Here is a 7,835-nt window from a genome sequence, read left to right as displayed (position 1 = left end):
TGTTGCTCCTGTGATGCCCGTTGAGCCGGTTGCACCTGTTACTCCAGTTATTCCGGTCGCTCCGGTTGGTCCTGTTGCTCCAGTGATGCCGGTCGGCCCTGTTGGTCCTGTTGGTACTCCTCCTTCAGCTACTACACTCACATCATCGACTAAAACGTCAGCTGCAGCAGGGGCCGGCAGTGTATTAATTAACAAATATATTTGCGTTGTGCCTGGAGGGGCAATTTCAGTGGTTGCTGTTACTGTCGCCCAATTGCCTTGTCCAGCAAAAGGAATATTTTCTGCCGAGACAGCCTGAAATAGCCCCGTTCCAGTAGTCTGAAAAGCCTCATTCAAAAAGATTATCTGAATCTGTACTGACGGTGCGGCCAATTCACTGTCCTTAGCTAGATATAGTGATAAAGAGTAACTGTTTCCCGGGATGGCCGGTATAGCATATTGTGCTAGATAAGCAACGTTCTGTCCTCCATCAAGCTCTGCAGCAAAGTTCCCACTATGGACAAATTGCTGCGTGATTGATGCAAAGGACGAGACCCAAGGTACCAGACTGCCAGATTCGAATCCTCCGTTTTCTACGATGTTCTGGTTGGGCATCGAATTCTTCTGCCTCCTTCAAATAATTTACGCATTCCTTTTCATAATTTCTCTCCTATAACTATTCAAAAGAAATGCTTCGTGGACCCTTGTTTGACCTATATTCCTATAAGTTTTCCATTTATGTACAAGTCGTCTTATTTACAAAAACAAGGGCTATAAAAAAGTTTTTTGCCAGATTTTCTAACAATCATGCCCTGCGCTAAAGTATTGGTAGCGCTTACAAGTTATTTGAATGGTTTAAAGAATCTGAAAATTTATCCAATAAGCTGTTGACCTAGCTTGTGTTAGGCGTTATGATAACTGACAATCAATCAAATAAATGAATTTTCAAATTATTCAATTCTTACTCATCATGTAAAGAGAAAGAGAACTTTTGCAACTGGGAGGTGTTTTGATCCAATGCGTAGTGACATGATCAAAACAGGGATTGACCGCGCTCCGCACCGCAGCTTGCTGCATGCGACCGGTGTAAAAACGTCTGACTTAGGAAAACCATTCATCGGTGTATGTAACTCCTACATCGATATCATTCCAGGACACATGCATTTAAACAAATTCGCTGAAGTAGTAAAAGACGCAATCCGCCAAGCAGGCGGTATCCCATTCGAATTCAATACAATTGGTGTTGATGATGGTATCGCAATGGGTCATATCGGCATGCGTTACAGCTTGCCAAGCAGGGAGATTATTGCGGATAGCGCAGAGACTGTCATACAGGCGCATTGGTTCGACGGCGTCTTCTATATACCAAATTGTGATAAGATCACACCGGGTATGCTGATGGCATCAGCAAGGACGAATGTCCCTTCTGTCTTTGTTTCCGGAGGTCCAATGGAAGCTGGAGTAAGTCCAGATGGGAAACCACTTAACCTAGTATCCATGTTCGAAGGTGTAGGCGCAGTTCAAAACGGTACAATGACCGAACAGGAATTAGCGACAATCGAGACGCTTGCTTGTCCGACTTGCGGATCCTGTTCCGGTATGTTCACGGCAAACTCTATGAATAGCCTAATGGAGATGCTCGGTATGACCGTTCCTGGAAATGGAACACTGCTCGCTACATCCGACGAACGGCATGAGTTGATTTATGAAGCCGCCAGACATCTAATCCGGCTTGTAAAAGAGGATATTCGTCCACGAGACATTATGACAAAGGAAACATTCGATAATGCATTCGCTTTAGATATGGCTATGGGAGGATCAACCAATACAGTACTCCATACTATTGCTATCGCCCATGAAGCTGGCATTGATTACGATTTGGCTGATATCAATAAGATTGCAGAGAAGGTTCCTTACCTCTCTAAAATCAGCCCGGCATCGGATTATTCGATGCATGACGTTCACCTTGCTGGTGGTGTCAGCGCCATTATCAATGAGTTGTGTAAGATTGATGGTCTCCTTCATAAGGAACGCATCACCATAACAGGTAAAACCATCGCAGAGAATGTAGAAGATTACGAGATTTTGAATAAAGAAGTCATCCGTCCATTGGATAATCCATACAGCCCAGTTGGCGGTCTCAGTATACTGTACGGCAACCTGGCGCCCGATGGCAGTGTAATCAAAGTTGGAGCTGTCGATCCTTCCATAAAGAAATTCCTCGGTGAAGCGATTGTCTTCGATTCACAGGATGAGGCTCAGGAAGGAATCACAAATGGAACTGTGCAGGCAGGACATGTCGTTGTCATTCGTTACGAAGGTCCAAAAGGCGGACCTGGGATGCCAGAGATGCTCTCCCCTACTTCCGCTATTGCGGGACGCGGGTTAGCTAAAGAGGTCGCTTTGATCACAGATGGTCGCTTCTCTGGTGCAACCCGCGGCATTTCTGCCGGACATATTTCTCCAGAGGCTGCAGAAGGCGGACCGATAGCATTTGTTGAAAACGGTGATCCAATTTTGATTGATCTGGAAACACGCAGCATAGAATTGCTTGTGGATGAACATGTTCTGGATACACGCCGACAGAATTGGAAACAGCCTGAACCTAAAATCAAAACAGGTTATTTAGCAAAATACGCAAAGCTTGTAACCTCAGCCAATACTGGCGGAGTGATGAAAATATAACCAAAACGAAGACGGGACCATAGAGACGGAAGCATTATATTTACAGAGAGTCAGGGACGCTGGAAGCCTGGCAATATAATCCGTCATCTCTCTTCCCTGAGCGCGAAGCTGAATTACAGTAGGCTGAGCCAGGTGTACGGCACCTGTTACCAAAACGGAGCTGGTATTTTCAGCTCCACAAGGCAGTTTACCGTAAGGAAGCTGTGAACTTGGGTGGTACCGAGAAAAGCAAAGTCTTTTTTCCCCATTTCTTGCTAGATTGCTTGAATGGAGAAAAAAGGCTTTTTTTATATAACAAAATCTATTGGAGGGATATAACCATGAAGGTGAAGGCACAAGCCGTACAAGAAAGAAAGCCCGCTGCCGAAGTTCCGAAGACAGGTGCTGATTTATTCGTAGAAGCGCTGCAAGCAGCAGGTGTCGATACAATTTTCGGCTATCCGGGAGGAGCCGTACTTCCGATTTACGATGCCCTATACAGAGCAGAACCTCGATTCCAGCACATCTTGACACGACATGAACAAGGAGCCATACACGCTGCTGAAGGATATGCTCGTGTTTCCGGAAAACCAGGGGTTGTGATTGCAACATCAGGACCTGGTGCAACAAACCTTATCACCGGAATTGCCGATGCCATGATGGACTCCCTGCCGCTTGTTGTATTCACTGGCCAAGTAGGAAGAAGTGTTATCGGAACAGATGCTTTTCAGGAATCAGATGTGATGGGAATCACTACTCCGATTACGAAGCACAACTATCAAGTTCAAAAGCAGGAAGATATGCCGCGCATTATTAAAGAAGCGTTTTATATCGCAACAACTGGCCGTCCAGGACCTGTGGTAATCGACATCCCTAAGGACATTTCGGGAGAAGTTTACCAAACAGCGGCTGCTGAGGAACCGATTCACCTTCCAGGTTATCAGCCGACTATGAAGCCAAATAACAATCAGATCAAAAAGCTGATCCATGCGATTTCGACGGCCAAACGCCCAATTTTACTAACAGGTGCAGGTATTCTGCATGCAAAAGCATCTGAAGAAGTCCAGGCATTCGCAAAGCGTTTTCAGCTTCCTGTCGCCTCCACACTGCTTGGACTTGGAGCATTCCCTGCCAGTGAACCGCAATTTCTCGGCATGGCAGGTATGCATGGAACATATGCAGCCAACCGCGGCCTATATGAATGCGATTTACTGATCAACGTCGGAGCTCGATTCGATGATAGACTTACTGGAAATTTGGAGCACTTCGCGCCACAAGCAACAATCGCACATATTGATATCGATCCCGCTGAAATCGGTAAGATCATTCCTACTAGTATTCCAGTTGTGGCAGATGCAAAAGCTGCACTGAAACAACTGCTAACAGTAGAAGCAGAACTGCCAGATACCGAATCCTGGCGAAATCATCTGCAGGATTACAAGGAAGAATATCCGCTTTGGTATAACAATCCAGCTCAGGATCTTATCCCGCAATGGGTTATGAAGGCAGTACACAAAGCAACCGAAGGTAATGCCATTATTACAACTGATGTCGGACAGCATCAGATGTGGACAGCACAATATTATGGCTTTGACCGGCCGAATCGTTGGGTTACATCTGGCGGGCTCGGCACAATGGGATTTGGTTTTCCAGCGGCCATCGGAGCTCAGCTGGCAAGTCCAGACAGTAGGGTTATCAGTGTAGTCGGAGATGGCGGTTTTCAAATGACGATGCAGGAGCTTTCCGTCCTGCAGGAGCGAAAGCTGCCAGTTAAGGTATTGATTGTCAACAACCAAAGTCTTGGCATGGTAAGACAATGGCAGGAATTCTTTTATCAGGAACGATATTCCGAATCACTGCTCGATATCCAGCCAGACTTCGTCAAGTTGGCAGATAGCTACGACATTAAAGGTGTACGCCTGGAAACACAGGAGCAGCTAGTAGCAGAGCTACCTTCCCTACTTCAATCCGACGAACCTGTTGTTATTGATTGCCGTGTGTTGCGTCAGGAGAATGTATTCCCGATGATCGCACCTGGAAAAGGGCTGCACGAAATGATTGGAGTGAGTCGATGAAACGTATCATTACGGCAACCGTTCAAAATCGGAGCGGTGTGCTGAACCGAATAACCGGTCTGATGCAGAAAAGACAATTCAATATCGATAGTATTTCGGTCGGCAAAACCGAGGTGGAGCAAATCAGCCGAATGACTTTCGTCGTTGAAGTGGAAGACATGCAGAAGCTGGAACAGCTCACAAAACAGCTTCATAAGCAGATTGATGTACTGAAAGTCGCTGATATTACCGATCACGCTATAGTCGCTAGGGAACTGGCACTCGTAAAAGTTGTCTGCCCCCCTGCCAGCCGGAATGAGCTGCAAAGTATCATTGCTCCTTTCCGAGCCAGTGCAGTTGATATCAGCAAAGACAGCATGATTGTTCAAGTAACTGGTGATTCGGATAAAATCGAGGCCTTCCTCGAGCTGGTCCGGCCTTATGGAATCAAGGAATTGACTAGAACTGGTGTAACGGCCTTCCTACGTGGGCATCAGCCGCAAGCTGCGGATGGAAACACGTATTCACTTATAACCAATTAAAAATGGAGAGGAATGACTGAACAATGGCAAAAGTTATCTATCACAATGACATTCAAGAAGAGGTATTGAAAGGTAAAAAAATCGCAGTTATCGGTTATGGCTCTCAAGGCCATGCTCACGCGCAAAACCTGAAAGAAAGCGGATTTGATGTTGTTGTCGGAGTAAGGCAAGGTAAATCGTGGGATCAAGCAATCGAAGATGGCCATGATGTGCGTTCTGCTTTTGAAGCAGCTCAAGCAGCGGATATCATCATGATGCTCGTTCCAGATGAACTACAGCCTGCTGTATATAAAGAGAGCATTGAGAAGAACCTGGAAACAGGAAATGCCCTTGTTTTTGCACATGGTTTCAACGTTCATTTCAACCAAATCTCTCCTCCATCTAATGTGGATGTATTCCTTGTAGCACCAAAAGGTCCTGGTCATCTTGTTCGCCGTACCTTTACAGAAGGAGCTGGTGTACCTGCCCTATTCGGTATCTATCAGGATGTGAGCGGAACAGCAAAAGAAGTTGCGCTGGCATACGCCAAAGGTATCGGAGCAGGTCGTGCAGGCATCTTGGAAACAACATTCCAGGAAGAAACAGAGACTGATTTGTTCGGTGAGCAGGCAGTCCTTTGCGGCGGACTAACGAGCCTTGTCAAGGCGGGCTTCGAAACATTGACAGAAGCAGGTTACCAGCCGGAAGTTGCTTACTTTGAATGTATGCATGAATTGAAATTGATTGTTGACCTTATGTATGAGGATGGTCTCGAGGGCATGCGTTACAGTATCTCTGATACAGCTCAATGGGGCGATTTCGTTTCCGGTCCGCGAGTTGTTAATGACGAAACGAAGGCTCGCATGAAAGAAGTATTGGAAGATATCCAAAACGGTGCTTTCGCGAAAGGCTGGATCTTGGAAAACCAAGCGAACCGTCCGCAATTCAATGCAATCAATGCAAAAGAAACAAACCATCAGATCGAAACAGTCGGCCGCGAGCTCCGCGAATTGATGCCATTCGTCAAACAAGGCAAGAAAAATCAATCCGCTGAGGAAGTGATCGTCCATGGCTCAAATAAAATTTTTTGATACAACACTGCGCGACGGCGAACAGACACCAGGAGTCAATCTAAACAAACCGGAAAAGCTTGAAATCGCCCGTCAGCTGGAGCGCCTCGGAATGGATGTATTGGAAGCGGGCTTCCCCGCTTCTTCCGAGGGTGATTTCCTCGCTGTTCAAGAAATTGCCCGAACCATTAAGACAACTGCTGTCACAGCCTTAGCCCGGGCTAAACAAAGCGATATCGATACCGCTTGGGAAGCATTGAAGGATGCAGAGCATCCGAGAATCCACGTCTTCTTGGCTACCTCCCCTATTCATATGGAATATAAGCTGAAAAAGACGCCGGAGGAAGTACTTCAAACTGCTGTCGAGATGGTCACTTATGCAAAGGAACGGTTCCCAATCGTCCAATTTTCTGCAGAAGATGCTTCCAGATCTGAGCTTCCCTTCCTTGCCCAAGTCGTTGAAGCTGTCATAGATGCTGGTGCGACAGTTGTAAACTTGCCTGATACTGTTGGTTATGCAACACCCGCCGAGTACGGCAGAATGTTTGCCTATATGAAAGAACACGTTCCGAATATCGAGAAAGCTGATCTATCAGCACACTGTCATGATGATTTGGGAATGGCCGTTGCTAACAGCATTGCCGCAATTGAAAATGGCGCAACCCAAATTGAGGGTACGGTGAACGGCATTGGAGAACGGGCCGGGAATGCAGCACTTGAGGAAATTGCTGTCGCCCTTCATATCCGGAAAGATACGTACCAGCACTCCTCTCGCATGGTTCTGCATGAAATTAAGCGGACCAGCAGCTTGATCAGCAAATTGACTGGTATGACTGTCCCAGGCAACAAAGCAATCGTTGGCGATAATGCTTTCGCCCATGAATCTGGCATCCACCAGGACGGGATGCTAAAGCATGCGGAAACCTATGAAATCATCACGCCGGCACTAGTCGGTATGAATGCTACCAATCTAGTACTCGGAAAGCATTCCGGCCGGCATGCTTTCAATACTAGGGTTGCAGAACTTGGTTTTGGTCTTTCTGAAACACAACTGCAGGAAGCATTCGAACGCTTCAAGCGCCTGACAGACAAAAAGAAAGAAATCACCGATGATGATCTCTTTACCATAGCACTAGATGTCCAGACAAAACACGACCCAGTGAAAACGTATGAAGTAAAAGCTCTTCAAGTAACCATGGGTCCACAAAATCTGCCGACTGCAACAATTGCCCTGCAGACACCAGATCATGGTATCAAGGAAACCGCTCGGACCGGACACGGAACAGTCGAAGCTATCTACAATACATTGGCTGCTTTAATTGATGAACAAGTAACACTCACCGACTACCGCATTCATTCTGTCGGTAAAGGTGAAGACGCTCTCGCTGAAGTGCATGTGCAGCTCCAAGTCGACGGCGATCCCTTCACTGGCCGAGGCACAGCGAATGATGTACTGAAAGCCTCGAGCCATGCTTTTGTTAACGGCGTGAACCGCGCTTTGCGTGCTGCAACAATGAAAAAGGTTCAAGCATTAATCTAAACCTGAC

Annotated in this window: 6 protein-coding genes; 5 read left to right on the top strand and 1 reads right to left on the bottom strand. The window is 46.6% G+C overall.

The window, feature by feature from the left end; translation table 11 throughout:
- Positions 1-594 (bottom strand): NTTRR-F1 domain (locus tag CHH48_RS19260; protein WP_141230039.1); only part of this gene is annotated, 594 nt, incomplete at its 3' end.
- A gap of 402 nt (positions 595-996) precedes the next feature.
- Here CHH48_RS19260 and ilvD point away from each other — a divergent pair.
- From ilvD to CHH48_RS00670, 5 genes are all read left to right on the top strand, one after another.
- The gene (gene ilvD, locus CHH48_RS00690) at positions 997-2,664 is read left to right on the top strand and encodes a dihydroxy-acid dehydratase (RefSeq protein WP_095217445.1); all 1,668 of its coding nucleotides are present in this window, start codon (positions 997-999) and stop codon (positions 2,662-2,664) included.
- Between the two features lie 320 nt (positions 2,665-2,984).
- Positions 2,985-4,718: an acetolactate synthase large subunit gene (gene ilvB, locus CHH48_RS00685; protein ID WP_095217444.1), complete on the top strand. Its 1,734-nt coding sequence runs from the start codon at positions 2,985-2,987 to the stop codon at positions 4,716-4,718.
- Positions 4,715-5,239 carry an acetolactate synthase small subunit gene (gene ilvN, locus CHH48_RS00680; protein WP_038559726.1) on the top strand — a complete coding sequence of 175 codons (525 nt, stop codon included), beginning with the start codon at positions 4,715-4,717 and terminating at the stop codon, positions 5,237-5,239. Before ilvB ends, ilvN begins: the two co-directional genes overlap by 4 nt.
- Before the next feature lie 23 nt (positions 5,240-5,262).
- Positions 5,263-6,309 (top strand): ketol-acid reductoisomerase, encoded by a 1,047-nt coding sequence (gene ilvC, locus CHH48_RS00675; protein WP_095217443.1) that lies wholly within the window; start codon positions 5,263-5,265, stop codon positions 6,307-6,309.
- Positions 6,287-7,828 (top strand): 2-isopropylmalate synthase, encoded by a 1,542-nt coding sequence (locus CHH48_RS00670; protein ID WP_095217442.1) that lies wholly within the window; start codon positions 6,287-6,289, stop codon positions 7,826-7,828. The genes ilvC and CHH48_RS00670 overlap by 23 nt, the downstream gene beginning before the upstream one ends.
- Positions 7,829-7,835 lie beyond the last annotated feature (7 nt).

Origin of the sequence: Terribacillus saccharophilus, assembly GCF_002272075.1 — a bacterium.
Lineage (GTDB): Bacteria > Bacillota > Bacilli > Bacillales > Amphibacillaceae > Terribacillus > Terribacillus saccharophilus_A.
Note: the sequence above shows the minus strand (reverse complement) of the source record. Positions and strands in the feature narration are given on the sequence as shown.

Bases quoted from the DNA above. Each gene is read 5' to 3' on its own strand.
- ilvD (WP_095217445.1), top strand. From the start codon at position 997: ATGCGTAGTGACATGATCAAAACAGGGATTGACCGCGCTCCGCACCGC.
- ilvB (WP_095217444.1), top strand. From the start codon at position 2,985: ATGAAGGTGAAGGCACAAGCCGTACAAGAAAGAAAGCCCGCTGCCGAA.
- ilvN (WP_038559726.1), top strand. From the start codon at position 4,715: ATGAAACGTATCATTACGGCAACCGTTCAAAATCGGAGCGGTGTGCTG.
- ilvC (WP_095217443.1), top strand. From the start codon at position 5,263: ATGGCAAAAGTTATCTATCACAATGACATTCAAGAAGAGGTATTGAAA.
- CHH48_RS00670 (WP_095217442.1), top strand. From the start codon at position 6,287: ATGGCTCAAATAAAATTTTTTGATACAACACTGCGCGACGGCGAACAG.